Source organism: Fodinicola acaciae (genome assembly GCF_010993745.1).
Taxonomy (GTDB): domain Bacteria; phylum Actinomycetota; class Actinomycetes; order Mycobacteriales; family HKI-0501; genus Fodinicola; species Fodinicola acaciae.
The window spans coordinates 180555-207285 of record NZ_WOTN01000003.1 but is presented as its reverse complement, the minus strand read 5'-3'; the positions used below and the strand labels follow the sequence as shown (position 1 = coordinate 207285).

Sequence of the window (26731 nt, the reverse complement as noted above, 5' to 3'; positions counted from 1 at the left end):
TCGAATGTGCTAGTTGGCCCACCGTTGCCGCGAAAAGTGGGCCTGGTTAGCACATTCGATCCGGACATCCTCCGGGTCAGAGGCCGGAGAGGCGGTGGCCGGCGCGTACGACCGAGACGGCGTGCCGGTCGCCGGGCCGGCGGCCGAGGCGCTCGATCGGGCCGGAGATGCTGACCGCGGCGATCACCCGGCCGCCGCGGTCGCGGATCGGGGCGGACACGCTGGCGACCCCCGGCTCGCGTTCGCCGGCGGTCGCGGCCCAGCCGCGGCGGCGCACCTCGGCGAGCGTACGCGCGGAGAACTTCGCGCGCGGCAGCAACGGAAGCACCGACTCCGGCGGCTCCCAGGCCAGCAGGATCTGCGCGGCCGAACCAGCCGTCATCGGCAGCGCAGCGCCGACCGGCACGGTGTCGCGAAGGCCGCTCGCGCGCTCGGCGGCGGCGACGCAGATGCGTTCTTCGGCGCGGCGCAGGTAAAGTTGCGCGCTCTCGCCGGTCGCGTCGCGCAGCGCGCTCAGCACCGGACCGGCGGCGGTCAGCAGCACGTCCGGCGCGGAGTTGGCCAGCTCGGCCAGCCGCGGACCCGGCCGCCAGCGACCCTGCGCGTCGCGGATGAGCATCCGGTGGACTTCCAGTGCCTGCGCGAGCCGGTGCGCGGTCGCGCGCGGAAGGCCGCTGCGGTCGACCAACTCGGCGAGGCTCGCGCCATCGACCGTGGCGGCCAGAATGGCGACCGCTTTGTCCAGTACCCCGACGCCGCTGGCGGTCTGACGTCGGGATCCGTCGCCGGACGCGCTGCCCGCGGCCGCTGTTCCACTGATAGTCTGTCCCACAGTACGAAACTATCATCCCACTATGCAGGAAGTCTATCAGAGATTAGGAACAGGAAAATGGGTCGCACCCTGGCACAGAAAGTCTGGGACAACCACGTCGTACGGTCGGCCGACGGTGAGCCGGACCTGCTCTACATCGATCTGCATCTCGTCCACGAGGTGACCAGTCCGCAGGCTTTCGAGGGCCTGCGGATGGCCGGCCGGCCGGTACGCCGGCCCGATCTCACCATCGCGACCGAGGACCACAACGTGCCGACGGTCGACGTGGACGAGCCGATCGCCGACCCGGTGAGCCGCACGCAGGTGGAGACACTTCGCCGAAACTGCGAGGAGTTCGGCGTACGGCTGCATCCGCTCGGCGACGCCGAGCAGGGGATCGTGCACGTGATCGGACCGCAGCTCGGCCTGACCCAGCCGGGAATGACGGTGGTCTGCGGCGACAGCCACACCTCCACGCACGGAGCCTTCGGCGCGCTCGCTTTCGGCATCGGCACGAGTGAGGTCGAGCACGTGCTGGCCACCCAGACGCTGCCTTTGCGGCCGTTCAAGACAATGGCGGTCGAGGTCGCCGGCGCGCTCGCCGACGGCGTGACCGCCAAGGACATCATTCTCGCGCTGATCGCCAAGATCGGCACCGGCGGCGGCCAGGGATATGTCATCGAATACCGCGGCGAGGCGATCCGGTCGCTGTCGATGGAAGGCCGGATGACGGTCTGCAACATGAGCATCGAGGCCGGCGCGCGAGCCGGGATGATCGCGCCCGACGACACGACTTTCGATTATCTGAAGGGGCGCCAGCACGCGCCGCGAGGTGCCGACTGGGACGAGGCGGTGAAAGCCTGGCGCGACCTGGCCACCGACGTCGACGCCGAGTTCGACCAGGTGGTCGAGCTGGACGCGGCCAGCCTCACGCCTTTCGTGACCTGGGGGACAAATCCCGGCCAGGGCCTGCCGCTCGGCGGCGCGGTGCCGGACCCGGAGTCCTTCAGCGATCCGTCCGACCGGTCTGCCGCCGAGCGCGCTTTGGCCTACATGGACCTGAAACCCGGCACGCCGCTGCGCGAGATCGCCGTCGACACCGTCTTTCTGGGGTCGTGCACCAACGGCCGCATCGAGGACCTGCGCGCGGCGGCCGCGGTGATCCGCGGCCGGCGGGTCGCCGATTCGGTGCGGATGCTGGTGGTTCCTGGCTCGGCGAAGGTGCGCCTGCAGGCCGAGGAAGAAGGACTGCACGACGTGTTCACCGCCGCCGGCGCGGAATGGCGCGGCGCCGGCTGTTCGATGTGTCTGGGCATGAACCCCGACCAGCTCGCGCCTGGTGAGCGGTCGGCATCCACCTCGAACCGGAATTTCGAGGGACGGCAGGGTAAGGGTGGCCGTACGCACCTCGTCTCGCCGTTGGTGGCGGCCGCCACCGCGGTGACCGGACACCTGAGCGCGCCAGCGGATCTGGAGGCCTAAGTGGAAAAGATCACCGTGCACACCGGCCGGGCCGTGCCGTTGCTGCAATCCAATGTCGACACCGACCAGATCATCCCGGCGGTCTACCTGAAGCGGGTGACCCGCACCGGTTTCGCCGACGGGCTGTTCGCGGCCTGGCGAAACGATCCGTCCTTCGTGCTCAACGATGAGCGCTACACCGGCGCCTCGATCCTGGTCGCCGGCTCCGACTTCGGCACCGGCTCGTCCCGCGAGCACGCGGTGTGGGCCCTGATGGACTACGGATTCCGGGTCGTACTATCCTCTCGGTTTGCCGACATCTTCCGCGGCAACGCCGGTAAAGCGGGTCTGCTCGCCGCGGCGCTGCACCAGAAGCACATCGAGCAGCTGCAGGCCGATTTGGTCGACCACCCGGAAACGGAGGTGACCGTCGACCTGGTCGCGCGTGAGGTGCGGTGGGGATCGGAGGGCGTTCCCTTCGAGATCGACGACTACACCCGCTGGCGGCTGATGGAGGGCCTCGACGACATCGGACTGACGCTCCGGCACACCGACCAGATCGGTGAGTTTGAGCGCAACCGGCCGGGATATCTGCCTCGTACGACCGTCGACGCCTGAGTAGCCCGAACGGTTGATGTGCCCTGCCCGCGAAAGCGGGTGGGGCACTTTGCTTTGCAGAGCGCGGATCGGGACAGACCGGGGCCGTCCGGTCGTGCCGCGGCGGTCGGCGAAGGCCGGTTTTGGGGCCACCAAGGGGGTCCGACCGGGCCGTGCGACGCGCCGAACGACCTCGCGACACGCCAGAGTGGGAAAAATTTTTTGGTGGCCTGCATGACACGCTGGCGGGTCGCTTCGGCCGGCGCCTCCGGAGGTCCCGCACCGACCTCGCCGAACGCCGGTCACTGGTTCGGCCGTTGCGCCGATTTTCCAAATATATATACGATCTTTGCGTGACCTCCGAGCCGCCGAGCCATCTTTTCGGGCTCTCCAAGGGCCACCGGAACTGGCGCCCCGTTTTGTCAGCGAGGGCCCCGATAGGCCCCCACGGACCCCTCCAAAGCCTTGTCTGGCAACGACATCCGGCCGACGAATATTTGTGTCTTCGGCCGTTAGGCCTTACCGTTCCTCGGTGAACGGCCTCGATGGGGCCGATACACGTACCCTGGAGGGGACAATGGTGAACAAGGCCGAGTTCATCGAGGCGCTGACGACGCGCTTCGAGGACCGGAAGACCGCGGCGAACGCTCTCGAGCAGATCGTCGACGAGATCCAGCGCACGGTCGCCAAGGGCGACCGGGTTGCCATCACCGGCTTCGGTGTCTTCGAGAAGCGCGTGCGTGCCGCGCGTACCGCTCGCAACCCGCGCACCGGCGAGTCGGTGAAGGTGAAGAAGACCGCGGTGCCGGCTTTCCGTCCCGGCACTGGCTTCAAGACGGTCGTCGCCGACCCGAAGAAGCTGCCGAAGACGCCGGGCGCCAAGGCCACCACCAAGGCCACCGCCGTCGGCGCGAGCCGCGGACCGGCCCCGGCCGCGAAGAAGGCGACCGCCAAGAAGGCTGCTCCGGCCAAGAAGGCTGCCGCCAAGAAGGCCGCGCCGGCCAAGAAGGCCGCCGCCAAGAAGGCCCCGGCCCGCAAGGCGCCGGCCCGCAAGCGGTAGGAACGCAAGGCACGACACCAAACGCCGGATCGGCCGCGCGGCCGGTCCGGCGTTTTTCGTGCGTTACTTCGGTGCCTTGAGGCTGCGGTAGTAGTCGGCCGACACCAGCCGCCGGCCGGCGAAGCTGAGGGCCCACACACTTCCCTTGCGTGCCGGGACATCCGTGAGTGGTACGCCGTCGGCGTCGGCCAGCTCCTCGACGCTGTCCGGGATCACCCCACCCTGGCTGCAAATGACCACCGGTTCGCCGGCCTCGGCCAACGCGCGCAGGAGTTGTGCGGCGTGGCCGGGACGGCGCGCGTGCCGTTCCTCGCCGAAGTCGTCGTCGACCTCCACCGGCACGCCCAGCACTGTCGCAAGTGGACGGACGGTCTGGGTGCACCGCACCTTGTCCGCGGAAATCACCCGCCGCGGACCGAAACCCGGCAGCACGCCAGCCACCCGGCCGGCCTGCTTCGCGCCGGTCGGGTCGAGCGGACGCAGCCGGTCGTCGCCGCGCCACTGGTGCCGGTCGCCGGCACTTCCGTGCCGCACCAACACAATCGTGGTCGTCCCGGCCGCGATCCGCGCGAAGTCGGCGAGTACGGCGCGGTCGTGCCGATAGGAAACCGTCTCTGTCGCCTTCGCGACGGTCAGCCAGCGCAGCTCGTCGACCTCGTCGTTGACCTGGAAATCGCCGCTTTCCGCGCGCATCGCCCAGTAGTCCACGAGCTTGTCGACGATGGTGTCGCGGACCGAGACCGGATAGGTGGTGGAGACCAGCCGGCGGCCGAGCACCGGCCGGATGCCGGTCTCCTCCACGACTTCTCGTACGCCGGCGGTGAGTGGATGCTCGCCGGTGGCCAGTTTTCCCTTCGGCAGCGACCAGTCGTCGTAACGCGGCCGGTGCACCAGAGCGATCTCGGTCGGGCCGCCGGTGTGCCGCCACAGCACACCACCGGCGGCGCGTACGGCGGCTCCGGTGGCAGCCTCAGAACTCACGGGACGGACCTCCGACTAACAGGAAGGCGCGCAGAGCGCCGCAGCGGCAACAAAAGCCGCTCGCCACTCCAACGCGCGTGAGAACCCCGCTCAGGCCGGCTCGGTGGCGCTGAGTGGGGATTGCTGGCGTCTGCTGGCAAAGTGTCAGTCCGCGCGCGATGCCGTACGGTGCAGCAGCTCTTCCTGCGGATCGCGCCTCGGCTCGCCGTCGGCTCCGGTGCGCAGCCGCCAGGTGTTGTCGGCCAGCAGGTCGAAGCCGCCGGTTTCCGGCCGTAGCATGAGATCCAGCAGTTCGCGCAGCCGCCGGCGCGCGCTGCCGTCGGTCACCTGGACCAGCGCCTCGACCCGGCGATCCAGGTTGCGGTGCATCAGATCCGCCGAGCCGATCCAGAACTCCTCCCGGTAGGCCGAGCTTTCCGGCTGGTCCGGCGACGCGCCGTTGCCGAACCGCAGCACGCGCGAGTGCTCCAGGAACCGGCCGAGCACCGACCGCACGTGGATGTTTTCGCTCAACCCCGGCACTCCGGCGCGCAGCGCGCAGATGCCGCGGATCAGCAGGTCGACGCGTACGCCGGACTGCGAGGCGCGATAGAGCGCGTCGATGATCTGTTCGTCCACAATGGAGTTGGCCTTGATCTGGATCAGCCCCGGCCGGCCGGCGCGGACGTGACCGACCTCGCGCTCGATCCGCCGGATGATCCCGGACCGGATGCCGTACGGCGCCACCATCAGCGACCGGTAGTGGGTCTGCCGCGAATATCCGGTCAGCACGTTGAAAAGGTCGGTGAGGTCGGCGCAGACCGCTGGATCCGCCGTGAAAAGTCCGAGGTCCTCGTACAGGCGTGCGGTCTTGGGGTTGTAGTTTCCGGTGCCGACGTGGGCATAGCGGCGGATCTGCGAGCCCTCCTGGCGTACCACCAGACAGGTCTTGCAGTGCGTTTTGAGGCCCACCAGGCCATAGACGACGTGGCAGCCGGCGCGCTCCAGCGTCTTGGCCCAGGTGATGTTGGCCTGCTCGTCGAACCGCGCCTTCACTTCGACGAGCACCACGACCTGTTTGCCGGCCTCGGCCGCGTCGATCAGCGCGTCCACGATCGGCGAGTCGCCGGACGTGCGGTAGAGCGTCTGTTTGATCGCGAGCACGTTCGGATCGGCGGCCGCCTGCTCGATGAACCGCTGCACGCTGGTGGAAAACGACTCGTACGGATGGTGGACGAGCACGTCCCCGTCCCGCAGCGTGGCGAAAACACTGCGCGGTGTCTCGCCTTCGGCAAAGCGCGGATGCGTCGCCGGCACGAACGGTTTGTCCTTGAGCTCCGGCCGGTCCACGTCGTAGATCTGCCAAAGTGCGGTCAGATCGAGCAAACCCGGCACCCGCTGCACGTCCGCGGTGCTCACGTCGAGCTCGCGCACCAGCAGGTCCAGGATCCGCTCGGTCATCGTCTCGGCGACCTCCAGCCGGACCGCCGGGCCGAACCGGCGGCGCGCCAACTCGCGTTCCAGCGCCTGCAAAAGATCCTCGTCGCGGTCCTCCTCGACCTCCAGGTCGGCGTTACGGGTGACTCGGAAGACGTGGTGCTCGGCCACGTCCATGCCTTCGAAAAGCTGCGAAAGGTGTGCCGCGATGATGTCCTCCAGCGGCAGGAATCCGCCGTCGGCCACCGAAACGAAGCGCGGCACGTTGTTCGGCACCTTCACCCGGGCGAACCGCTCGGCGCCGTCGTCCGGGTCGCGTACCGTCACCGCGAGGTTGAGCGAACGCCCGGAGATGTACGGAAAAGGATGCGCCGGATCGACCGCGAGCGGGGTCAGCAACGGGAAGACCTGCTCGCGGAAATAGGTGTGCAGCCGGTCCTGCTCGGTCGAGTCGAGGTCGTCCCAGTGCACGATCCGGACGCCCTCGGTCTCCAGCGCGGTCTGCACCTCGTTGACGAAACAGTTGGCGTGCCTGGCCACGAGTTCCAGTACGCGTACCGAAATCCGCTCCAGCTGCTCGCGCGGCGACAGGCCGTCGGGGGACCGTACGGACAGGCCGGTGGACTGGCGGCGTTTCAGGCCGGCGACCCGCACCATGTAGAACTCGTCCAGGTTGGACGCGAAGATGGCCAGGAACTTGGCGCGCTCCAGCAGCGGGGTCCGTGGGTTTTCCGCCAGGCTCAGCACTCTGGCGTTGAAGTCCAGCCAGGACAGCTCGCGGTTGATGAACCGGTCGTCCGGCAGCGGCGCCGGCACCGGCCTGGCCGGCTCCGGCGCGACGCTCTGGTCGGCGGTTTCGGTAGTCGTACTCACGGCGGCCATCATCCCCCGGTTTGGTGAACACCACACCACCAACTCCGGAACGCTTCGGCCGGCGTCGGCCGGTGTCGAAGGCTCAGTAATGTGGTTCGGGTTGCCGCCGCCGGATCAGGAGTGATGTCGCATGTCCCACGTCAGACCGGAACCACGCTCCGGTGGACGGCGCTGGATCATTGTCGGCGCGATCGCCGCGGTCGTGGTCGTGGTCGGCGCGGTGGCGGCGTTTTTCCTTCTGCGGCCGAGCACGACGACGACGGCCACGCCGACGCCGAGCGCGTCCGCCGCGGCGTCGGCACCGACCGCCGCGTCGCCGTCTCCGAAGCCGGTGAAGACCGGTGCCTGCCCGCAGTCGGTCGGCTCGCTCAAACCGCGGCTGGTGACGGCCGCGAACGGCGCTATCGGTGCGCCCGACGTCAAGAACGTGGCATTCGTCACGGGTCCGCTGTGCGACGGCGGTTCGTACGCGTGGGGAGTGCTCAAGGCGCAGGACGCCGGCGGCAACGACCTGGACCCGCTGGCGATGATCTTCAAGGTGGACGGCTCGAAGGTGACCGTCGCCGCGTACGGCCCGCAGTGCCTGCGCCCCGACCAGTTCCCGGCCGGCACACCGGAAGGCGCCAAGCAGTCCCTCGCCTGCGACTCCTGACCGCCCGCCAGCGACGACGCAATCGGATTCCGATTGCGTCGTCTGCGGTGGGCTGACCTGCGGAAACAGTTGGCCGGGTGACATTCGGACAGGCCCGGGCGCGCCCCATTGTCACCTTCTTGACCTGCTGAATCGATCCGTACGGGCAACAAGGTCGCACACGGACAAATCGCCTGGGGTCTTGAGTTCAAGCCAAGTCGGGGCGTCACCGTCGCAAAAATGGGCCGTGCAGCGCCAAATGTCCGCCCTGCCGGTTTGGGTGACGGTGGTGAGGCCGCTTTAACAAGACATCAAACGTGGATATATGGACTCCGCAAGCCACACCGACAAGCAAGGCTGTCGGAAGGGTGGACACACTAGGAACTGACCACCGAGACCGCGGCGACGAGTGCGGCCGTACGCGGGCCGAGGCCGAGGTCGGTGGCGTCGGCGAGGTCGGCCAGCGTGTCGGTGTCGCGCCGCAGCGACGGCCACGCGCCGGTCAGCGCCACCGCGCCGGAGGCCAGATGAGCCTCGTACGACCCGCGTCCGAAGGCCGGTTTCAGCGGCGTGCCGGGGACAGCGGTCAGCAGCGCGGTGCCGTCGCCGGGTGTGTCGGCGACCAGGCAGCGGTCGGCGCCGGCGGCCGCGGCCAGTGCTGACGCCAGCTCGGCTGGCCGCAACGCCGGCCGGTCACCGCCGAGAGCGGCGACGCCATCCTCCGGCGCCAGCTCGGCGGCGACGGACGCGCCGTACTCCAGCGCCGGGTTGAGACCGGCGTCCGGCAGGTCGGGTACGCAGATCGCGCCGAGCGCGGCCAGCGACGGCCGGATCTCGTCGTCGTCGGTCACCACGACGACGCGTCCGACCGCGCGGCTGGCGATGGAGGCCGCGACCGTGTCGGCGGTGATCGCCGTGACGAGTTCGAGATGGCTGACGCCAGGCAGCCCCGGACGGAGCCGGGTCTTCGCGATCGCGAGCCTTTTGACCGGTATGACCACCGACCACCGCAGGGACGACACCACGATCTCGATTGTCCCACCAGCCGACGACAGCGCTCTCAGTACGCGCTCAGCCGATTCACATCACAATCACAGCCACGCTCCCTACAAACAGCACATGCAACGTCGCATCCGGCTGAGGCCGGCATGGGTGGTAGCGGGTGCCGTGATCGTCGTGGTCGCGGTCGGCGGTGGCGCGTGGGCGGTGGCGACCCGGTCCGGCGGCACCGACAAAACCAGCTATCTGACCGCGAAAGTGGTCAGGACGACGGTGTCCGAGACGATCCAGGCGACGGGTACGGCGCAGGCGTCGCAAAACGTCGCGCTGTCCTTCGGCAGCGGTGGTGGCCAAGGCACCGGCTCGAACCAGGGCAACGGCTCCAGCCAAGGCAGCGGCAACTCGGCGTTGTCGGCGGCCAGCGGCGCGGCGAAAGTGACGAGCGTCTCGGTCGCGGTCGGCGACACGGTCAGCAAAGGCGAGCAGCTGGCCAAGCTCGACGACACCACACAGCGACAGCAGCTGACGCTGGCCCAGGCACAGCTGGCGCAGGCGCAGGCCGGCGCGACCACCCAGAGCCAAAGCCAGCCGAGCCCCAGCCGTACGACCGCGAAACCGCCGCCGAAGCCGACGCAGAGTCCGCAGCCGACTCCATCGACGTCGATGAGCGCACGTCCGGCCATTGGCACCGGCTCGTACGTCGTGCAGACCGTCGCCGACGCCGTGGCCGTCCAGCAGGCGCAGCAGGCGGTCACCGACGCGGAGAACGCGCTGGCCGCGACCTCTCTCAAGGCGCCGTTCGACGGCGTCGTCACCGCGGTCAACCTGAGCGCCGGCGTGCCGCCGCCGAGCTCCGACGCGATCGACGTGCGGTCCAGCACGATGACGGTCCAGGCGTCCGTGCCAGAGGCAGACGTGAGCCACGTGACCGCCGGCCAGTCCGCGAGCGTCACCTTCACCGCGCTTGGCAGCGCCTCCACGCCGGCGACAGTGGTGTCGAGGCCGGTGCAGGCCAACACCAGCAGTGGTACGTCGTCGGTGGTCACCTTCCCGATCTCGCTCAGCCTCTCGACGCTGCCGCCCGGCCTGCTGCCTGGCATGTCGGCGGCGGTGAACATCACGATCACCTCGCATGCCAACGTCCTGGCCGTGCCGACCTCGGCGGTCGGCGGCACCGACTCCGAGCCGACCGTGCAGATCCTCGGCCCGGACGGCACGCCGGTGTCCACGCCGGTGGAGATCGGCCTGACCACCAGCCAGCTCACTGAGATCGTGGTCGGCCTGCGCGTCGGCCAGACGGTCGTCACCGGTGTGGTCAACCCGCAGCAGAGCACCGGTACGACCGGTGGCAACACCCGCGGCTTCGGCGGTGGCGGTGGTGGCTTCGGAGGAGGCGGCGGCGGTGGCCGGTTCACCGGCAATGGCGGAGGCACCGGTGGCCGCTGACCCCTACGGCGCCATCACCATGGAGCTGCCGCCCCAGCCGCTGCCGGTGCTCCAGGCGGTACGGCTGAGCCGCGACTTCGAGGTCGGCGACGAGGTCGTGCACGCCGTACGCGAGATCGACCTCGCCGTCCTGCGCGGTGAGTCGGTCGCGGTGATGGGGGCATCCGGCTCCGGCAAGTCGACGCTGCTGCACCTGCTCGGCCTGCTGGACAGGCCGACCGGCGGCACGTTGTACGTGGACGGGGTCGACACGGCGACGCTGACCGACGACCAGCTGGCGATCCTGCGCAACCGCGCGATCGGCTTCGTCTTCCAGAGCTTCAACCTGGTCGCGGGGGAGTCGGCGTTGGAAAACGTCGCTGCTCCACTTGTCTATGCGCGCGTACGCAGAGCGGAGCGGATGCAGCGCGCGACCGAGGCGCTGGTCTCGGTGGGGCTCGGCGATCGGCTCAGCCACGATCCGTCGCAGCTGTCCGGCGGTCAGCGCCAGCGCGTCGCGATCGCGCGCGCGTTGGTGACGCGGCCACAGCTGCTGCTCGCCGACGAGCCGACCGGCAACCTCGACTCGCATGCCGGCGCGTCGATCCTCCAGCTGCTCGGAGAGCTGCATGCCTCCGGCATGACGATGGTGACGATCACGCACGACGCGAGCGTGGCGGCGACCGCGACCCGCCGGCTTGAGCTGGTCGACGGCCGGTTCGTCCGGTGAGCGTCTCCGAAGCGCTCCGGCTGGCGCTGCGGCGGCTCGCGGTCAACAAGCTGCGCACGGCGCTGACCGCGCTCGGCGTGATCATCGGCGTGGCGGCCGTCGTGGCGCTGCTCGGGGTCGGCGACGGCGCGCGTACGCAGCTCACCCAGGGCGTGGCGAGCCTCGGCACCAACCTGGTGTCGGTGCAGGCCGGCGCGACGACGACCGGCGGCGTACGGCAGGCGGCCGGCTCGGCCACCACCCTGACGCTGCAGGACGCGCAGGCGCTCGGCCGGCTGCCGACGGTGTCCGCGTACGCGCCGGAAGTGGCGCTGAACGGTGTGGTCGTACGCGGCCAGTACAACCTCACGACGACCGTCACCGCGACCACGGCCGCGGAGGCGACCGTACGCGGCTACACGCTGCAGGTCGGCACGTTCATGTCCGCGCTGGACTACGCGAGGAAGCTGCCGGTCGCCGTGCTCGGTCCCACGACGGTGACCAACCTCGGCCTCACGCCGGCCACCGTGGTCGGCTCCAGCGTCAAGATCGACGGCATCCCGTTCACCGTCATCGGCGTGACGCAGCCGAAGGGCGGCGGCGGTCTCAACCCCGACGACTACGTACTGATCCCGCTGACCACCGCCGCAGACCGGCTGGTCTCTGGCAACTCGCTGCGCTCGGTGTCGCTGTCGCTGCGCGATCCGTCGCAGACGACGATCGCGACCGCGCAGATCACCGCGCTGCTGCGCCAGCGGCACGGCCTGACCGGCACGGCGACGGACGACTTCACCGTGGTCAGCCAGGACCAGCTGCTCGCGGTGGCCGACCAGCAGGCCTCGGTGATCAGCAACTTCCTGATCGGCATCGCCGCGATCGCGCTGCTCATCGGCGGGATCGGCATCGCCAACACGATGTTGGTGGCCGTACGCGAACGTACGCGTGAGATCGGCACGCGCAAGGCCATCGGCGCTCGGCAGCGCGACCTGCGGCTGCAGTTTCTGGTCGAGGCGGTGCTGGTGACCATCGGCGGCGCGACCGTCGGTGCCGTGGTCGGCGCGGTCGCCACCAGCCTGGTCGGCCGGGCGATCAACGTATCCGCGCACGCGAGTGCGTCCGGTGTCGCGCTCGCGGTGGCCGCCGCCGTGGTCGTCGGCATCGTCGCCGGCTATTGGCCGGCCCGGCAGGCCGCGCGGCTCGACCCGGTCGAAGCACTCCGGCACGAGTGAAAACGAGGAGAAACCATGTCTGAGCCCGCACCACTGGTCGGCGAAGCTCTCGGTGGCCAGAAGCCGCCGGCAAACCGTAAGCCGCTGTTGATCGTCGCGGCGGTGGTCGCGCTGGTCGTCGTCTTCGGCGGCGGCTTCGCGGCCGGCCGGTTCACCGCACCGGCCGGCTTCGGGCGCGGCCAGTTCCAGCGCGGCGGCTACGGACCGGGCGGCCAGGGCTTTGGCGGCGGCCAGGGCTTTGGCGGCGGCCGGAACGTGGCGCTGACCGGCACCGTGACCTCGGTGTCCGGCAACACCGTGGTGCTCCAGACGCGCGCCGGCAGCGTCACCGTGACGCTCGCGCCTGGCGCCAAGGTCTACAAGCCGGCGGCCGGCGCGGCCACCGACCTCAAGGCCGGCAGCACGGTGTCGGTCACCAGCGAGCCCGGCAGCGGTGGCACCTCGCGTACGGCCAGTCAGGTCACCATCCTGCCGACCGGCTGACCGCCTGCCTCGACACCCGTACGCCGGCTGAGCAATGATCGGTCGATGGGTGTGTCGACAGGGGTGGCCGTGTGACCAGAGTGAAGCGTGGGTTCTGGTTGGGGCTGGCGATCGTCCTCCTCCGGCCGGTCATGGTGCTGATGACCAGGCGCGAGTGGCGCGGTCAGGAGAAGGTGCCGGCCGGCGGCGGCGTGGTGGTCACCAACCACATCTCCAAGGTCGACCCGCTGGTGCTCGGCCACTTCATCGTCGACCTGCCGCGCAATCCACGGTTCCTGGCCAAGGACACGCTGTTCAAGAAGGGCCTGGTCGGCGCGGTGATGCGCGGCGCACACCAGATCCCGGTACGCCGGCACACGACCGACGCCGCGCTCGCCCTGGCGGCGGCGGTCGACGCGGTCAAGGACGGCAGCCTCGTACTGATGCATCCGGAAGGCACCTGTACCAAGGACCCCGACCTGTGGCCGATGGTCGGCAAGACCGGCGCCGCGCGGCTCGCGTTGCTGACCGGCGCGCCGATGGTGCCGGTGGTGCAGTGGGGTGCGCAGCGGATCCACCATCCGATCACCAACAAGTTCCGGCCGCGGTGGCGTACGCCGGTGTCGGTGGTCGTCGGCGACCCGATCGACCTGAGCGCGTACGCGGACCGGCCGGTCACCGCCGAGCTGCTCGAGGAGATCACCGAGAAGGTGATGTTCCGGCTCCGCGACATGGTCGCCGAGCTGCGCGGCGAGCCGGCGCCGACCGGACCGCTGTTCCGACTGCGACGCCGCCGGGAGGCAACCTCGTGACGCAACACAGCGCCGTCATCGGAGCCGGTTCGTGGGGCACGACGTTCGCGAAGATCCTGGCCGAGGCCGGCAACCACGTCACGCTGTGGGCTCGCCGGCCGGAGGTCGCCGATGCGGTCAACGCGACGCACCGTAACGACGAATACCTGCCGGGCATCGGCCTGCCGGCGACGCTCACCGCGACCACCGACGCCAAGGAGGCGATCAGCGGTGCGGAGCTGGTGGTGCTCGCCGTGCCGTCGCAGACGCTGCGCGGCCAGCTGGAAGGCTGGCGCGACTGGATCGACGAGGACGCGACGCTGGTCAGCCTGATGAAGGGCATCGAGCTCGGCACCACCCTGCGGATGAGCGAGGTGATCGTCGAGGTCACCGGCGTGCCGGCCGACCGGGTGGCGGTCGTGTCCGGCCCCAACCTCGCACGTGAGCTCGCCGATCGGCAGCCGGCCGCGACGGTCATCGCCTGTGCCGACAACGCGCGCGCCAAGCGGCTGCAGCGTGCCACCACAACGCCGTATTTTCGCCCGTACACCAACAACGACGTGCTCGGCTGCGAGCTTGGCGGCGCGGTGAAAAACGTCATCGCGCTCGCCTGCGGGATGGCCGAGGGGATGGGTTTCGGCGACAACACCAAGGCGACGCTGATCACCCGCGGACTTGCCGAGACCGCGCGGCTCGGCCAGGCGCTCGGCGCCGACCCGCTCACCTTCGCCGGCCTGGCCGGCCTCGGCGACCTGGTCGCCACCTGCTCGTCGCCGCTGTCCCGCAACCACTCTTTTGGCGTACGGCTTGGCAAAGGTGCCAGCCTCGCGGAGGCGACGGCGGCCACCAGGCAGACCGCGGAAGGCGTCAAGAGCTGCCGCTCGGTGCTCGACCTGGCGATCAAGAACGGCGTCGACATGCCGCTGACCGAGCAGGTCGTACGCGTCTGCCATTCCGGGGTTTTGCCGGCGGTGGCGGTGAAACAGCTGATGGGACGCGAGACGAAGTCGGAGACGGCGTGAACGAGTGGGGTGACGGCACGCGGGTGGTCACCGGCGGCATGGCACCGGCGCAGGCCGGTCAGCCGCTGCTGCCGAGCCCGGTTTTCGCGGCGCCTTTCCATCTCGGCGACCAGCCGGCCGGCACCGCCGACGGCTATGGCCGGATCAGCCATCCCTCGATCCGGCATTTCGAGACCGCGCTGGCCGGCCTGGAGGGCGGACCGGTGGTCGCTTTCGCCACCGGCATGGCCGCGGTTTCGGCCGTACTGCTGGAGTCTCTCCGGCCTGGTGACGCGGTCGTGCTGCCGTCGGACGGCTATTACACGACTCGGCAGCTGGCGGCGGACTATCTGGCGCCGCGCGGTGTCGAGGTGCGAGAAGTGCCGACGGCCGCCGATCATTCGGCCGCGGTCGACGGCGCTCGGTTGGTGTTGCTGGAAACTCCGTCCAACCCCGGCCTGGATGTCTGTGACATCGCCGAAATCTCGACCGCGGCACATCGTGCCGGCGCGCTCGTGGCAGTCGACAACACCACGGCGACCCCGCTCGGCCAGCGCGCGCTGGAACTCGGCGCCGATCTGGTGATTTCCAGCGACACCAAGGCGTTGACCGGCCATTCGGACCTGATCCTCGGCCATGTCGGCTGCCGCGACCAGCGGTTGGCCGACCGGCTGGCGGCCTGGCGGCGGGCCGCCGGCGCGATGCCCGGGCCGTTCGAGGTGTGGCTGGCGCACCGCTCGCTCGGCACGCTCGACCTGCGGCTGCGCCGGCAGGCCGACAACGCGCTCGCTTTGGTGGAGGTGCTGGCAAAAACCGATGGCGTCAGCGGCCTGCGCTATCCCGGTTGGCCGGCGGATCCGGCGTACGCGCTGGCCTCTCGCCAGATGCGCCGCTTCGGCGGCGTCGTGTCGTTCACGCTGCCATCGGCGGAGACCGTCGCGCGGTTCGTCGCCGAGTCGGCCCTGGTCAGCGCCGCCACCTCGTTCGGCGGCCTGCACTCCACCGTCGACCGCCGCGCGCAGTGGGGTGGCGACGACGTGCCCGATGGGTTCGTACGCTTCTCCGCCGGCTGCGAGGACACCGCCGACCTCGTCGCCGACGTCAGCGCCGCGCTGGATCACGCTCTGTAACGACCGTCACCCGCGCAATCGGGACCCGATTTCCCGGACTCGCGCCGGGGTAGGAGCCGATTACACACGGCGTCCAGGTAACCTCGCAGCGATGAATGGTCAGCGCAAGATCCGGGTCGCGGTCGTGTTCGGCGGTCGCAGCACCGAGCACGGTGTGTCGGCACTGAGCGCGGCGAGCGTGCTGGAGCACCTCGCCTCCAACCCGGCGTTCGAGGTCGTGCCCATCGGCATCAACCGGCGCGGCCAGTGGCTGCTGACCAGCGGCGACCCGGAGCAGCTGCGGCTGACCGGCCGCGAGATGCCGGAGGTGTCCACCGGCACCGAGGTCGTGCTGCCGGCCGACGCGACGACCCGCGCCTTCCTCGCCGTACGGCCGGACGAGGGCGTCGCCGCGCTGTCCGGCGTCGACGTCGTTTTTCCGGTGCTGCACGGTGCGTACGGCGAGGACGGCACCATCCAGGGCCTGCTGGAGATGGCCGACATCCCGTACGTCGGCGCCGGCGTGCTGGCCTCTGCGGTCGCCATGGACAAGGAATACGCCAAGAAGCTGCTCGCCGCCGAGGGGCTGCGCAGCGGACCGTACGCGGTGCTGCGGCCGCACGACAAGACGCTGTCCGAGGCCGACCGCGACCGCCTCGGCCTGCCGGTCTTCGTGAAGCCGGCGCGCGGCGGCTCCAGCATCGGCATCTCGCGCGTGTCCGACTGGGCCGAGCTGGAGACGGCGATCGCCACCGCCCGCCAGGTCGACCCGAAGGTGCTCATCGAGGCCGCGGTCGTCGGCCGCGAGATGGAATGCGCCGTGCTGGAAGGCGAGGACGGCGGCCGTCCGGAGGCGAGCCTGCCGTCCGAGATCCGGGTGATCGGCTCGCGGCAGGGCTGGTACGACTACGAGACCAAGTATCTCGACGACGCCACCGAGTTCGACATCCCGCCGGACGTGCCGGCCGAGGTGATCGACCGCATCCAGGACATGGCCTGCCGCGCCTTCGCCGCGCTGGACGGCGCCGGCCTCGCGCGGGTCGATTTCTTCTACACCGACGACGGTGAGCTGCTGGTCAACGAGGTCAACACGATGCCCGGCTTCACCTCGATCTCGCAGTATCCGGCGATGTGGGCCGCCACCGGCCTGCCATATCCGGAGCTGCTGGCGCGGCTGGTCCGCGCGGCCCTGCGCCGAGGCACCGGCCTGCGCTGACCACAGGTTCGCATGGCCACCATGCGTGCGTCAGACGCACGCATGGTGGCCATGCGAACCTGAGACTCAGAAGGTGTTGGCGATACGGGTTTGGTTGCGGCCGCTGTCCTTCGCGAGCAGCAGCGCCTTGTCGGCCGCGCGGATCAGGTCGTCCAGCGTCGCGATGCCTTCGTCCGGATAGATCGCCGCGCCGATCGAGATGGTCAGCCCGGTGATCGGCTCGTCCGACGCGCCGTTCGGGATGGCCAGGCCATGGATGCGGCGCCGGATCCGCTCCGCGATGCGGTGCACCTCGCTGGTGTCGACCTCCGGCAGGAAGACGATGAACTCCTCGCCGCCGAAACGGCCGGTCATGTCATAGTCGCGGGTCTCAGCCGCGATCTCCCGCGCCACCGCGCGCAGGGCCTCGTCGCCACCGAGGTGGCCGAAGTTGGTGTTGACGTCCTTGAAATGGTCGAGGTCCAGCATGAGTACGGCCAGGCCGGTGCCGCGCACCTTGGCGCGGTCCAGCGCTCGCTCCGCCAGCTGCGGCCACCAGCCTGACGCGTACAGCCCTGTCTTCGCGTCGATCCGCGCCGCCTGGCGAAACTGCGCCAGCAGTACGCAGCGGTGCAGCGCCACCAGCGCGATGACGACACCGACGAGGACGACCGGTTGCAGGGTGACGAGCGTGGCGGCGACCAGTCCGAGGCCGAGCGCGGCGGCCTCCAGGGACTGCTCGCCGAAGGTCTCCATCAGCTTCGCCAGCTTGAGGTCAGGAGACGCCATCAGGGCCGCGACGATGACCAGTCCGTAGTTGGCCGCGAAGCGCGCCAGTCCGGCCAGCGCCACGATGCCGACGTCGATGATGCCGGCCGGCAGCTGTGCGCTGGGGATGCCGGGGTAGTGGCTCATGCCGAGGTGCAGGACGGCGACCGCGAGCTGCGTGCCGCACAGTACGGTCGCGGCGGAGAAGATCCACCGGTAGAGCGGGCTTGGTCGCCGGCGCGGCCAGATCCGGAACCAGGCCAGCGCGTACGTGAAGACCACCATCAGCGTGGCCAGCGCCGGCGGACAGACCAGTACGGCCGCGAACGACCACACCGACTTGGTGTCGACGTACGGCCCGGCGCCGGCGACGAACTCGCGTTGCCGCTCGATCGACCGGGTCAGCTCGATGTAGATCGCGGCTCCGACGGCCAACACGCCGAACCGGGCCCAGTCGGCCCCGCTGACCGGCAGCAGCATGGCCGTACCGGCCGACGCGATGACCGCGACAGCTTCGATCACCGCCACAAAGATCAGGACTTGTCGTGACGCCTGCCATAGCCGCCAGTTAGCGAACCATGTTCGCGGATGCTCCAGTGCCCCCACTGTACTCACCTACAGCCCCGTGATGGATGCAAATCCGCAGCTAAGAGTAGTCGAGTGAGCACGGAAAGTAAATTACTTTCCGCTGATTTGACGAATCCTGTGGGAGAAAACACTCTGAGAGAGCAGCCCGTTGCTGCGAGCTATTCACATCCTTGGCCCGGAGGAGGTGAACAGCCATGCGCGACTCCAACTGGTGACCGGCCCCGGTCCGCCTGTCGTCCAGCGGCGTGCGACAGGCCAGCACCGCGTCAGCCGCCACGCCCTACGACGCGCGACCAACGTACGGCGATCACGGACGCCGTCACCACGCCGGCGGCCGCCGCCAGGCCGATCACCGCGGCCGGCCGCCACAGCTGGGCGAGCAGGCCGCCGATCACGATCGCGAAGCCCTGGCTGGCTCGCAACGCCGCGACCGCGAAGCCGACCGCCTGGCCGCGTACGTGATCCGGTGCGGTCTGCACGAAGGTCGCGTTGGTGATCATGTCGTGGGCGCTCGCCACGCCGCTCACCGTCCACAGCAGTGCCGACAGCGCCAGTCCTGGCGCCAGCCAGGTCGGCAGCAGGACCAGGCAGGTCGCCACTGCCAGTGGTCCCAGCAGCCGAAGCCGGCGATCCGGCCGTACGGCCTTCAACGCCAGCATCCCGGCCACCGTCCCGACCGGATTGGCCGCCAACAGCAACCCGACGCCAGCCGCGCCGACGCCGATCTGCGCCGCGTACGGCACCGCGAGGCCCTCCGGCACCACGAAGAAGCCGGACAGGCACGCGAACCTCACCAACAGCCGCAGCCGCGGATGACCGGCCACGATCCGCAGGCCGGCCGTCGTCGTATGCCACCAGCTGGGCCGGCTCTCGGCCGTACGCGACGGCAGATGCCGCCGGATCCCCAGACCGATCACCGACGCCGACACGACGAAGGTGCCAGCGTCGGCCAGCAGCGCACCGTTCACACCGATTGCCGCGACCACCGCGCCGCCGGCCGCGAAGCCGAGGACCAGGCCGAGCTGGTACGTCATGTTGATCAGTCCGACGCCGACGATCAGCCGGTCGCCTTCCAACACGTTGGGCAGCGTCGCCGACCGGGCCGCGGAGAACGGCACGGCCAACAGCTGTACGGCGACCAGCAACACGACCTGGCCGGCCAGCGGCAGCCCGCCGAGCGCCATCACCGCCACCAACGCGGCGCGCGCCACGTCGGCGACGACCATGACCGCGCGACGTGAATAGCGGTCGGCGACGCCGGACAACAGCGCGCCGCCGACCAGGTCGGGGACGAAGGAGATCGCGTACGTCAACGCCGCCAGGCCGGCCGACTTCGTACGGTCGAAGACCAGCACGGTCAGCGCGACCCGCGCCAGCTGGTCACCGGCGACAGACAGGATGTGCGCGAGCCACAGGTTCCGAAACTCGGCAACCGCGAAAACGCTGCGATAGGTGGCGGGCGGTGCTTCTGTCATGGCTCCGGCTCCCCTCAGCCGCGCAGACTCCACCACCACCTATTGTCGCTTATTTCCTAGATCGTTATCCACGGCACGTGATAGCTCAGGCACAGATGGTCAGAATCTGGTGGAGCTATCGGCGGGGGCGACTCGGGGTGGCGGGTGCCTGGTACGGCGTCGCGCCGCGCTGCCGGTCGGCGGGCGGAGTCGGTGGTTCTGCCTTCGACTTTCCCAGTGTCTGCTGGGTTTGCTGAGCACGCGACAGCAGGTTGCGCGCCTGGTTGGAGGTCTCGCGCGAGAGCATCTGCGACGGCGCGGCTGGAGGTGGCGCCGGTGGTTTCGGGCCGGCGCCAGGCGGGGGTGCTGCCGGAGGGCGCGGCCCGTCGGGGCCGAAGCCGGGATCATCATCGTCGGGCCGTGACCACGGAACAGGTTGTCGTTCGAGGTTGTCGATGCGCTGGTTGGTGGCGACGTGTGCCCCGTAGGCGTCGCGAAGGCTGTCGTTGATCGCGGCGAACTGCCCTTCCACGTACGCCTTGAACTGTTGCAGCTCGGACACCTGCGCCTGCAATCCGGCGTTTTCGTTCTGGAGAGCGGCGTTTTGTGTCTTCAGCGCGTGAATCTGCTCGTACGGGTCGGTGTCGACGTCAACGCCGCGTTGCCGCTGCTCCGCGCGTTTCTGCTGTTCCGCCTGGTTTTTCTGCTGCTCGACCTGGGCTTTGCGGCCGGACTTGTAGCGATCGCCGACATAGCTGGCGGCAACGGTGCCGACTGCCAGCGGCCCGGCGGCGGATGCGTACCCGATGGCGCCGGTCAGCGCCCGGCCGCCCGGGAGCGCCTGGATCTGCGCGGCGATGGCGGTGAGATACTGCGAGACTTCGACCCCGTTGATCGGCAGGGCGCCGACGTACTTGCCCAGCGCCCAGGTCGCGACCGTCACCGCGCCGCTGAACGCGAGCCTCGTCGGTATGTCCCAGAACGCCTTGTCGCGATTGATCAGGTTCTCGACCCGCAGCGACTCCTTGGCCTTCGCATCAGTCAGCTTGTTCCGGCGTAAAAACTGCCACCACCGCGCCGGCCGATCAACGCGATGTCTGCCTTTGGTCGGGGTTCTTGTGAACGTTGGCTGACTCATGATGGCATCAGATAACCGAGTTGCAGAGTCACCAACGTCGGCAATGCCTGGGCGAACATGTATGCCGTCTCTTCGGCGCTCAGCGGCGCTGGCGGTTGGCAGAATTCCTCGATCATCTCCCAGATGTTCGAGTTGTCGAGGTTGAGACTCCATACCGAGTAGATATCTGAGTAAACTTCGAGCAACACTTCGCCGTTGCGGCCGATCCTGAACATGTCCGGCCGATCTGGCGTGTTTCCCATGCCTTGGGCGAACGGAAACATCCGGTGTCGGCGCAGGATCTCAATTGCCGACTGCGTGCCCGGTTCATACTCGGCAAGTGCGCCGGCCTCGACCAGACCTTGAATGATTCCCTCGGCCTGCTCCACGTTCTCCGGGCCGGCTGACGCGAGCTTGATGAGCCGCTCGCGGGTGAAGGCCAAGTCTTGATGGGCTTGGAGGTCTGTCGCCGCAAGGGTCCACGCCCGATACGCGTCGGCAGGAAGCTCAAGGCCTTCATCGTGTGACAAGAGGAGCTCGTAGTAACTGGACGTTGACTCGGAGGCCGCGTAACGCGGGCCGTTGTCGAAGCCGACGGGAACGATGATCTTGGTCATTAGGACTCCACCCGTGTATGTACGCAGCAGGCGTCAGGCTATCAAGTGAGGGTCCCCTCGCGGATGGTTACGACAAATGACCGCCAACTGGACGAAGCGACGCTCAAGACTGGTGAGTCATCCCCAAGCTTGGAGTCCCGTACGAATGTGAAATCGCCAGCGTCCGCGATCTCAACACAGTTCGTCTGCTGATTGCTACGGGAGCTCTTCCGCCACGTCAGGGCAGGATTCATGGCTTCTCCATCTCCTGTATTGCAGCGCGGACAAGGACACGTGTTGCTTCTTCGTCAAGCGCAGATTTATCCAGGGCACGCCAGGTCTTCTGGTAGTAGCCGAGAACTCGCGGCTTGTCGTGGTACAGAGACGCCGAACCGATACTCAAATAGACAGTGGTCGGCTCGGTCGGCTTGCCCGTCCCGCTACGCGGAAAGTCCAGCAACGCGAAGCCGCCGGTAGACAACCCGGCATGGGCGCCGCTCGCGTTGTCGACGATCCGAATGCGGATTGTGTCGACTCGCTCGCTGACTACGAGCAGGTGGCGCAGCTGCTCCGCCACGACCGCTCGGCCGCCCACGAGGCGATGGAGAATTTCTTCGCCCAGCACCACATCCAGCTGTATTGGATGCTTCTTGGTGCGCGTCAAGATCTTCTGACGCTCCATGCGCAGCTCGACCGTGCGCTCGACTTCCGCAGGCGAAAGCTCGGCAGGCCCACCCTTCTCCACGATCGCTCGCGCGTACGATTCGGTCTGAAGAAGGCCAGGCACGATTGATGGCTCATACGCGGACATCGACGACGCAGCGGTTTCCAAGCCAATGAATGCCTCGAATCCTCGCGGAATGACACCCGCGTAGCTGACCCACCAGCCCTTTTCCTTGGTTTCCTTGGCGAGGGCCATCAGGGCCTTGGTGATCTCGGCGTCCGGGCCGTGGCCATACAGGCGGCACATGTGCTCGACGTCCAGCGACCGCATCGCCGACGCGCCCTTCTCGATCCGCCACATCTTGACCCGCGACAGCTCCAGCTGCTCGGCCGCCTCGTCGACGGTGATCCGGGCGGCTTCGCGCAGCCTGCGCAGCTCGCGGCCGAGCTGGCGGCGAGGCACGGTCGAGCCGATCTCGGTGGTGGGCATGGCCCCTCCTACTTTTCCCTACGAAGCGAGCCACGAACAGCGCTCGTTGTGAAACGGCCGCCGCGCTCATCCGACATCTTCGGCCATTTCCGGCGAAACGAGGCTAGCGCAACTTGCGTATCGAGTGCCCGTGTCAGTTAGCTCGTGTCGCACTTCGAGATCGGGCAATCACTGTACGGGAGAAGACTTGGACAACAGGGAGCCGGCGCTGTCGCACGTGCCGGGCGAGCCGATGGTGGTCGTGGTGGGGCCGGCGGGCGACACCGACGCGACGGCGATGTGTGATGCGCTGGCACGGCGCGGGATCAGCTACGCGCCGGTGGATCCGAGCCAGTTCGAGCATTCGATGCATCTGGACGTACGGCTGCGCTGCGACAACGGCGATGACGGCCGCTGGACCGGTGAGCTGCGCACCATCGACCACACGATCGCCGTCGAGGACGTGTCGGCGATCTACTACCGGCCGCCGCGGCTGTGGGTGCGCGAGCCGGGCGGCAACTCGATCACCGGGCCGGTACGCCGGATGGTTCCCGGCCCGCGTGCGCTCAGCCGTGAGGCGCACGCGCGCGTCACCTTGTACGGGATGCTCGCGTCGCTGCCGTGCCGGTGGGTCAACCATCCGGGCCGCTACACCGACGAACACCGGCTTCCGCTGCTGACCGCGGCCGCGAACAGCGGATTCCGGCTGCCCGCCAGCCTGCTGGCCAACAACCGGCAGGGCGTCACCGACTTTGCCTGCAAACATGGCAAAAACGTGCTCTGCGTGCCGCTGGTCGACCCCGAAGCGGGCGCCGCGTACAGCCGGCCGGTGCTGCGAGCCGAATACCAGCACCACCGGCTGGACGGATTTCTCTTCCAGGAATACGTCGAACGCGAGGTCAACGTCCACGTGATCGTCGCCGGCAACCGGCTTTTCGCCTTTCGTACGCACGAGGACGCGTACGACCTGACCACCGTCACCGACGAGGTGGCGAGCTCGATCTGGGATTTCCAGGAGGACACCGGCCTTGGCTACACGGCTCTCGATTTCGCCGTGCCGCGCGACGGGCCGTGGGTGCTGACGCAGATCGACCCGACCGCGGAGTGGAGCTGGTATGCGATGCAGTTCGACCTGCCGGTCGCCGACGCCCTGGTCGACGCGCTGACCAAAGCCCGCTGATGCGAAATCGCCAGCAACGCCGGCAAACCGCGACCGATCTCTTTCAACTCACCATCGACATGATGGACATCATCCGCTACCTCGACCGAATCGACGACGGTGGCGCCGGCCTCCGTCGATACACAGGCCCGGCGCGGTCGCTCGTGCGCTCGGCCGATGAACGCCTGACGGCACGGGCGTGGGCCGAGGACAGCATCTGGGATCGGCGGAGATGGCGTTGGGGACGCACGTTGGTGATATTCGCCGGATTCCAGGTGGCGGGCCAGCGGCTGCTGCCAGGAGTCCTCGGCTCGCTGGTGCTGGTCGCCGTCGCCTTCGTGGTCGACGTCGCCCTGGTCAGGGTCGAGACGAGGCGGCAGAGCCGCAGGTTGCAACGTACGCCGACGGAGTCGCCGTACGATTCGCGGATCCTGCGCAACCTCCAGCGCGGGCGGGCGCTCGGGCGTACGGCGGACACACGAGCGCTGCAACGAGAAAACGCACTGCTGGCGGCCGAGCGGGCGGACTTGCTCAGCAAAGCGCTCCCGCTGCTGGCCGAGTCACACCGGCTGGCCGCCGCGCGCCGGCCAGTTGATCTCGCCGACGACGTGCGCTTCGCTAGCCGACAACTGCAGGGCGCGGCGGCATTGGCGACCGAGATCGCCGGGGAACTGAAGGAAAAACCCGACGTGCCACGGCAGCGGCCGCAGCCGGAGAGGCCATAGCGGAGTCACCCACTCCCCTATCCGCGCGACCTCTTAGACGTTGTCGCGGACCATGCCCTCGAGGCGGTTCTGGGTGGCCTGGTAGTCGGGATGGTCGCGCATCGCGGCGGCGAGCCGTACGTGGCCGAGGGCCTCCGGATAGCGGCCCTGGCGTTCCAACGTACGGCCGAGGACGAAGCGGGCCCAGTGGTCGGCAGGGGCCACCTCGACGAGCTGGCGCAGGGTCTCCTCGGCGCGGCCCAGCTGCGCGGAGGAGAAGTACGCCTGCGCGAGGGTGGTCAGCACCTGGGCGTTGTCCGGGTGCTCGGCGGCGACCGGCTCGAGGATGCGAGCGGCCTCCGCCGGCTGTCCGGCGGACCGGAACCGCTCGGCACGCGCGTAGACCTCGGCGGTGCCCTCGGTGGCTGGCTGGTCGCTCATGTTTCCCCTCCCCACTCGCAGCAATCGACGTCCGGTGGCCCGGACGTCGATCGGATGTCTGATGGGTGAACAGCGAGCCAGGTGCCCCGCATTCCTCACTTCGGCGGGACGATGTGGCCGATCGGCGTCGACAGCGTCGCGATCGGGTCGGACGGGTTGCCCTTGGCGGCCGGCACGGTGATCTCGATCGGCACCTTACGGTCGATGCTGGTGAACACGACGTCACGGCCGACGGCCTTGCCGTACCAGGTGACGCCGTTGATGCCGAGCAGGTTGGCGTCCGGCGGATACGTCACCGGTGCGACGCCGCAGCGCAGCACGACGGCCGGGTCGCCCCAGGCCACCACGCGGTCCGGGGCCGTACTCACCGCGCGCGAGTGCTTGCCGTCCAGCACGATCGGCAGCGAGCCGATCATCTTGCCGCACAGTGCCACGACGTCCGCCGGCGCGGACGGCGGCGCGGTCACCGTGACCGGTCCGCTGGCCGCGACGGATGGGGTCGCCGACGCCGCCGGCTGCGGCAGGGTCGCGGATCGGATCGCGAAGAACGCGATGCCGGCGACGACGGCGATCGGCACCGCGATGAACGCGGCCAGCCGCGCGGCGCCGCGCCGGTCGGTGGCTGGTGGTTTCCGCTCTGAGTCGGACACGCGAGAAAGGAAACCAGTCGCTACAGGTGCACCACCGAGCAGGTCAGCGTACGCGTGATGCCAGGCACGTTCTGCACGCGCGAGACCACCAGGCTGCCGAGCTCGTCGACGGTGTCGGCCTCGGTGAGCACGATGACGTCGTACGGGCCGGTCACCGAGTCGACCTTCGAGACGCCGCTGATCTCGGCGATGGTGGCCGCGACATCACGCGCCTTGCCGACCTCGGTCTGAATCAGGATGTAGGCCTGGACCAACGGGACCTCCTCTATTGACGCTGTCGTCGACGGCATTCAACGACCGGACGCTACCGTATGCGCGTCATGCGTTGATCGGTTGCGGGGGGCTTCAGCCGTCGGGGAGGGTGCGTGTCGGTGGGGGATGTGGGGGAGTTCGGGCTGATCGCCGGCATTCTGGCACGGTTGCCGCAAGGGGCCACCAGCCTGCTGGGACCCGGCGACGACGCCGCGGTCGTACGCGCGACCGACGGTCGCGTGGTGGCAAGCACCGATCTCATGCTGGAAGGCCGGCACTTCCGCCGGGACTGGTCGTCCGGCCGAGACGTTGGCCACAAGCTGGCCGCCGCCAACCTCGCCGACATCGCCGCGATGGGGGCCGCGCCGACCGCGTTGCTGGTCGGCCTGGCCTGTCCGCCGGACATCGAGGTGGCCTGGGTCGAGGAGTTCACCGACGGCCTGCGTGACGAGTGCGCGCGGATCGGCGCGTCGGTGGTCGGCGGCGACATCTCGCGTGCCGATGTGATCATGCTCTCGGCGACCGCGCTCGGTGACCTCGCCGGCATACCGCCGGTGACCCGCGCCGGCGCGCGACCCGGCGACACGGTGGCGGTCGCCGGCCGGCTCGGCTACGCCGCCGCCGGCATCGCCGCGCTGACCCGCGGCTTCCGTTCGCCGCGCGTACTCGTCGACGCTCACCGCAGGCCGGAGCCGCCGTACGCCGCCGGGCCGACCGCTGCGGCGCTCGGTGCCACGTCGATGTGCGACGTGAGCGACGGCCTGCTCTCCGACGCCGGACACATCGCCAGCGCGTCCGGCGTATCGATCGACCTGGAGAGCGCGGCGTTCGATGTGCCGGAGGCGATGGCCAACGCCGCCACCGCGCTCGGCCACGACACGCTGCGCTGGATCCTGACCGGCGGCGACGACCACGCGCTGCTGGCCACCTTTCCGGCCGCGGTGAGGCTGCCGGCGTCCTGGCGGCCGGTCGGCCACGTCGTCGCCGCCGGCGCGCACGGTCCGGCGGTGACCGTCGACGGCGGCACATACGACGGACCGCCGGGACACGACCACTTCACCAACCCCTGAGACCGCCGGCCGAGACAGCAGTGGGCCCGGGTCGCCGAGCGACCGGGCCC

The 26731-nt window shown here is 69.2% G+C and carries 28 protein-coding genes; 15 read left to right on the top strand and 13 right to left on the bottom strand.

Features of this window, described 5'->3' with window-relative positions:
* Window positions 1-76 precede the first annotated feature (76 nt).
* Window positions 77-820, bottom strand: coding sequence for an IclR family transcriptional regulator (locus GNX95_RS27345; protein ID WP_163511962.1), 744 nt, complete (start codon window positions 818-820; stop codon window positions 77-79).
* 69 nt (window positions 821-889) lie between these two features.
* Here GNX95_RS27345 and leuC point away from each other — a divergent pair, with 69 nt between their 5' ends.
* The 3 genes from leuC (at window position 890) to GNX95_RS27330 (ending at window position 3929) form a co-directional block, all read left to right on the top strand.
* Window positions 890-2293, top strand: a complete 1404-nt coding sequence (gene leuC / locus GNX95_RS27340) for a 3-isopropylmalate dehydratase large subunit (protein WP_163510496.1) — start codon at window positions 890-892, stop codon at window positions 2291-2293.
* Entirely contained in the window at window positions 2294-2890 is a 597-nt protein-coding gene (gene leuD, locus GNX95_RS27335; RefSeq protein ID WP_163510494.1) for a 3-isopropylmalate dehydratase small subunit, read from the top strand.
* Window positions 2891-3446: 556 nt separating this feature from the next.
* Window positions 3447-3929: an HU family DNA-binding protein gene (locus GNX95_RS27330; RefSeq protein ID WP_281356965.1), complete on the top strand. Its 483-nt coding sequence runs from the start codon at window positions 3447-3449 to the stop codon at window positions 3927-3929.
* Window positions 3930-3992: 63 nt separating this feature from the next.
* Here the strand turns inward: GNX95_RS27330 and GNX95_RS27325 are convergent, their stop codons facing one another.
* Both GNX95_RS27325 and GNX95_RS27320 read right to left on the bottom strand, forming a co-directional pair.
* On the bottom strand, window positions 3993-4910 hold the full coding sequence (locus GNX95_RS27325) for an NUDIX hydrolase (protein WP_222853986.1): 918 nt from the start codon (window positions 4908-4910) through the stop codon (window positions 3993-3995).
* Between the two features lie 144 nt (window positions 4911-5054).
* Window positions 5055-7208: an RNA degradosome polyphosphate kinase gene (locus GNX95_RS27320; RefSeq protein ID WP_425483926.1), complete on the bottom strand. Its 2154-nt coding sequence runs from the start codon at window positions 7206-7208 to the stop codon at window positions 5055-5057.
* Window positions 7209-7329: 121 nt separating this feature from the next.
* Between GNX95_RS27320 and GNX95_RS27315 the strand changes: the two genes are divergently transcribed.
* Window positions 7330-7851, top strand: coding sequence for a hypothetical protein (locus tag GNX95_RS27315; RefSeq protein WP_163510490.1), 522 nt, complete (start codon window positions 7330-7332; stop codon window positions 7849-7851).
* A 356-nt stretch (window positions 7852-8207) separates the two neighbouring features.
* On the opposite strand, the gene cofC is transcribed toward GNX95_RS27315, so the two are convergent.
* The gene (cofC, locus tag GNX95_RS27310) at window positions 8208-8855 is read right to left on the bottom strand and encodes a 2-phospho-L-lactate guanylyltransferase (RefSeq protein WP_222853985.1); all 648 of its coding nucleotides are present in this window, start codon (window positions 8853-8855) and stop codon (window positions 8208-8210) included.
* A gap of 94 nt (window positions 8856-8949) precedes the next feature.
* Between cofC and GNX95_RS42260 the strand changes: the two genes are divergently transcribed.
* From GNX95_RS42260 to GNX95_RS27270, 8 genes are all read left to right on the top strand, one after another.
* Window positions 8950-10275 (top strand): efflux RND transporter periplasmic adaptor subunit, encoded by a 1326-nt coding sequence (locus GNX95_RS42260; RefSeq protein ID WP_187369712.1) that lies wholly within the window; start codon window positions 8950-8952, stop codon window positions 10273-10275.
* On the top strand, window positions 10265-10984 hold the full coding sequence (locus tag GNX95_RS27300) for an ABC transporter ATP-binding protein (RefSeq protein WP_246281776.1): 720 nt from the start codon (window positions 10265-10267) through the stop codon (window positions 10982-10984). Before GNX95_RS42260 ends, GNX95_RS27300 begins: the two co-directional genes overlap by 11 nt.
* The gene (locus GNX95_RS27295; protein WP_163510488.1) at window positions 10981-12192 is read left to right on the top strand and encodes an ABC transporter permease; all 1212 of its coding nucleotides are present in this window, start codon (window positions 10981-10983) and stop codon (window positions 12190-12192) included. Before GNX95_RS27300 ends, GNX95_RS27295 begins: the two co-directional genes overlap by 4 nt.
* 15 nt (window positions 12193-12207) lie before the next feature.
* Window positions 12208-12675 (top strand): hypothetical protein, encoded by a 468-nt coding sequence (locus tag GNX95_RS42255; RefSeq protein ID WP_187369711.1) that lies wholly within the window; start codon window positions 12208-12210, stop codon window positions 12673-12675.
* A gap of 71 nt (window positions 12676-12746) precedes the next feature.
* Window positions 12747-13466 carry a lysophospholipid acyltransferase family protein gene (locus GNX95_RS27285; protein ID WP_163510487.1) on the top strand — a complete coding sequence of 240 codons (720 nt, stop codon included), beginning with the start codon at window positions 12747-12749 and terminating at the stop codon, window positions 13464-13466.
* Complete coding sequence (locus GNX95_RS27280) at window positions 13463-14467, top strand: NAD(P)H-dependent glycerol-3-phosphate dehydrogenase (RefSeq protein WP_163510485.1); 1005 nt, start codon at window positions 13463-13465, stop codon at window positions 14465-14467. Before GNX95_RS27285 ends, GNX95_RS27280 begins: the two co-directional genes overlap by 4 nt.
* Entirely contained in the window at window positions 14464-15576 is a 1113-nt protein-coding gene (locus GNX95_RS27275; RefSeq protein ID WP_163510483.1) for a cystathionine gamma-lyase, read from the top strand. The genes GNX95_RS27280 and GNX95_RS27275 overlap by 4 nt, the downstream gene beginning before the upstream one ends.
* A gap of 91 nt (window positions 15577-15667) precedes the next feature.
* Window positions 15668-16771, top strand: coding sequence for a D-alanine--D-alanine ligase family protein (locus GNX95_RS27270; RefSeq protein ID WP_163510481.1), 1104 nt, complete (start codon window positions 15668-15670; stop codon window positions 16769-16771).
* A gap of 66 nt (window positions 16772-16837) precedes the next feature.
* Here the strand turns inward: GNX95_RS27270 and GNX95_RS27265 are convergent, their stop codons facing one another.
* From GNX95_RS27265 to GNX95_RS27240, 6 genes are all read right to left on the bottom strand, one after another.
* Window positions 16838-18040 carry a GGDEF domain-containing protein gene (locus GNX95_RS27265; protein WP_222853984.1) on the bottom strand — a complete coding sequence of 401 codons (1203 nt, stop codon included), beginning with the start codon at window positions 18038-18040 and terminating at the stop codon, window positions 16838-16840.
* A gap of 332 nt (window positions 18041-18372) precedes the next feature.
* Window positions 18373-19581 carry an MFS transporter gene (locus GNX95_RS27260; protein ID WP_163510479.1) on the bottom strand — a complete coding sequence of 403 codons (1209 nt, stop codon included), beginning with the start codon at window positions 19579-19581 and terminating at the stop codon, window positions 18373-18375.
* Window positions 19582-19696: 115 nt separating this feature from the next.
* Window positions 19697-20503 (bottom strand): hypothetical protein, encoded by an 807-nt coding sequence (locus GNX95_RS27255; protein ID WP_163510477.1) that lies wholly within the window; start codon window positions 20501-20503, stop codon window positions 19697-19699.
* A 191-nt stretch (window positions 20504-20694) separates the two neighbouring features.
* Window positions 20695-21294 carry a hypothetical protein gene (locus GNX95_RS27250; RefSeq protein WP_163510475.1) on the bottom strand — a complete coding sequence of 200 codons (600 nt, stop codon included), beginning with the start codon at window positions 21292-21294 and terminating at the stop codon, window positions 20695-20697.
* A gap of 41 nt (window positions 21295-21335) precedes the next feature.
* Entirely contained in the window at window positions 21336-21527 is a 192-nt protein-coding gene (locus GNX95_RS44420; RefSeq protein ID WP_163510473.1) for a DUF397 domain-containing protein, read from the bottom strand.
* Window positions 21524-22426: a helix-turn-helix domain-containing protein gene (locus GNX95_RS27240; RefSeq protein ID WP_163510471.1), complete on the bottom strand. Its 903-nt coding sequence runs from the start codon at window positions 22424-22426 to the stop codon at window positions 21524-21526. The genes GNX95_RS44420 and GNX95_RS27240 overlap by 4 nt, the downstream gene beginning before the upstream one ends.
* 187 nt (window positions 22427-22613) lie before the next feature.
* Here GNX95_RS27240 and GNX95_RS27235 point away from each other — a divergent pair, with 187 nt between their 5' ends.
* Window positions 22614-23585, top strand: a complete 972-nt coding sequence (locus GNX95_RS27235) for an MvdC/MvdD family ATP grasp protein (RefSeq protein WP_163510469.1) — start codon at window positions 22614-22616, stop codon at window positions 23583-23585.
* Window positions 23585-24289 (top strand): hypothetical protein, encoded by a 705-nt coding sequence (locus tag GNX95_RS27230; protein ID WP_163510467.1) that lies wholly within the window; start codon window positions 23585-23587, stop codon window positions 24287-24289. Before GNX95_RS27235 ends, GNX95_RS27230 begins: the two co-directional genes overlap by 1 nt.
* 33 nt (window positions 24290-24322) lie before the next feature.
* Here GNX95_RS27230 and GNX95_RS27225 read toward each other — a convergent pair whose 3' ends face one another.
* The 3 genes from GNX95_RS27225 to GNX95_RS27215 all read right to left on the bottom strand — a co-directional run bounded on the left by GNX95_RS27225 (window position 24323) and on the right by GNX95_RS27215 (window position 25613).
* Complete coding sequence (locus GNX95_RS27225) at window positions 24323-24709, bottom strand: tetratricopeptide repeat protein (protein ID WP_163510465.1); 387 nt, start codon at window positions 24707-24709, stop codon at window positions 24323-24325.
* Window positions 24710-24804: 95 nt separating this feature from the next.
* Window positions 24805-25359, bottom strand: a complete 555-nt coding sequence (locus GNX95_RS27220) for a DUF3515 family protein (protein ID WP_163510462.1) — start codon at window positions 25357-25359, stop codon at window positions 24805-24807.
* A 20-nt stretch (window positions 25360-25379) separates the two neighbouring features.
* A complete protein-coding gene (locus GNX95_RS27215) occupies window positions 25380-25613 on the bottom strand; it encodes an Lrp/AsnC ligand binding domain-containing protein (protein WP_163510460.1) in 234 nt (77 codons plus the stop codon).
* Window positions 25614-25724: 111 nt separating this feature from the next.
* Between GNX95_RS27215 and GNX95_RS27210 the strand changes: the two genes are divergently transcribed.
* On the top strand, window positions 25725-26681 hold the full coding sequence (locus tag GNX95_RS27210) for a thiamine-phosphate kinase (protein WP_163510458.1): 957 nt from the start codon (window positions 25725-25727) through the stop codon (window positions 26679-26681).
* The last annotated feature ends 50 nt before the right edge of the window (window positions 26682-26731 follow it).

Coding starts and splice junctions, on each gene's coding strand:
- leuC (WP_163510496.1), top strand. CDS start 890: ATGGGTCGCACCCTGGCACAGAAAGTCTGGGACAACCACGTCGTACGG.
- GNX95_RS27330 (WP_281356965.1), top strand. CDS start 3,447: ATGGTGAACAAGGCCGAGTTCATCGAGGCGCTGACGACGCGCTTCGAG.
- GNX95_RS27320 (WP_425483926.1), bottom strand. CDS start 7,208: ATGGCCGCCGTGAGTACGACTACCGAAACCGCCGACCAGAGCGTCGCG.
- GNX95_RS27315 (WP_163510490.1), top strand. CDS start 7,330: ATGTCCCACGTCAGACCGGAACCACGCTCCGGTGGACGGCGCTGGATC.
- GNX95_RS42260 (WP_187369712.1), top strand. CDS start 8,950: ATGCAACGTCGCATCCGGCTGAGGCCGGCATGGGTGGTAGCGGGTGCC.
- GNX95_RS42255 (WP_187369711.1), top strand. CDS start 12,208: ATGTCTGAGCCCGCACCACTGGTCGGCGAAGCTCTCGGTGGCCAGAAG.
- GNX95_RS27270 (WP_163510481.1), top strand. CDS start 15,668: ATGAATGGTCAGCGCAAGATCCGGGTCGCGGTCGTGTTCGGCGGTCGC.
- GNX95_RS27260 (WP_163510479.1), bottom strand. CDS start 19,581: ATGACAGAAGCACCGCCCGCCACCTATCGCAGCGTTTTCGCGGTTGCC.
- GNX95_RS27250 (WP_163510475.1), bottom strand. CDS start 21,294: ATGACCAAGATCATCGTTCCCGTCGGCTTCGACAACGGCCCGCGTTAC.
- GNX95_RS44420 (WP_163510473.1), bottom strand. CDS start 21,527: ATGAATCCTGCCCTGACGTGGCGGAAGAGCTCCCGTAGCAATCAGCAG.
- GNX95_RS27240 (WP_163510471.1), bottom strand. CDS start 22,426: ATGCCCACCACCGAGATCGGCTCGACCGTGCCTCGCCGCCAGCTCGGC.
- GNX95_RS27230 (WP_163510467.1), top strand. CDS start 23,585: ATGCGAAATCGCCAGCAACGCCGGCAAACCGCGACCGATCTCTTTCAA.
- GNX95_RS27225 (WP_163510465.1), bottom strand. CDS start 24,709: ATGAGCGACCAGCCAGCCACCGAGGGCACCGCCGAGGTCTACGCGCGT.